Origin of the sequence: Mesorhizobium sp. M0051, from assembly GCF_040323235.1 — a bacterium.
Classification (GTDB): domain Bacteria; phylum Pseudomonadota; class Alphaproteobacteria; order Rhizobiales; family Rhizobiaceae; genus Mesorhizobium.
The window spans coordinates 1-582 of the sequence record NZ_JAMYUT010000104.1; the positions used below are offsets into that span (position 1 = coordinate 1).

At 62.5% G+C, this 582-nt stretch carries 1 pseudogene; it reads right to left on the bottom strand.

The features are described from left to right. A pseudogene (locus NKJ90_RS33425) lies at window positions 1-543 on the bottom strand (IS630 transposase-related protein); the annotation flags it as partial. Window positions 544-582 lie beyond the last annotated feature (39 nt).

Here is a 582-nt window from a genome sequence, read left to right on the forward strand (position 1 = left end):
TCCAATGGCCGTGTGGCACCTTGGCTTTGATCCTCTCGCCGCGCGGCGCCCATCCCCTGAGCGGCGCCATGTTGGTTTTGGTCCATGTCTCGTCGATGAACACCAGGCGGGAAGGATCGATACGGTCCTGATACTTGGTCCACTGTGCCCGCCGGCGCGCCACATCCGGGCGATCCTGCTCAGCCGCGATCAGCGTCTTTTTTTGTGACTGAGCTTCTCGGCGTGGACGAACTCCCACACCGAGCGGTAGTCGACCGCAAGGCCGCGCTCGGCCAGTTCGGCCACAAGTCCGCGTAGCGTAAAATCCGCGGCCCGGCAGCGCACCAGCAGCCACTCCCGATGCTCACCGGCAATCTTCTTCGGTCTGTGCCCACCCATCTTGCCGGGCGCAAGACTGTTCGTTTCGCGCAACCGGCTCACCCATCTGATGACGGTGCTGATCCCAACCTCAAAGCGCACTGCCGCCTGCCGCCGCGACAGGCCACCCTGCTCAACTGACGCAACAACCCGTTCGCGAAGATCCATCGAGTAAGGCTTGCCCATCCATGCTGACCTCCTTGCCCAGCATGAAGGTTGAATCAG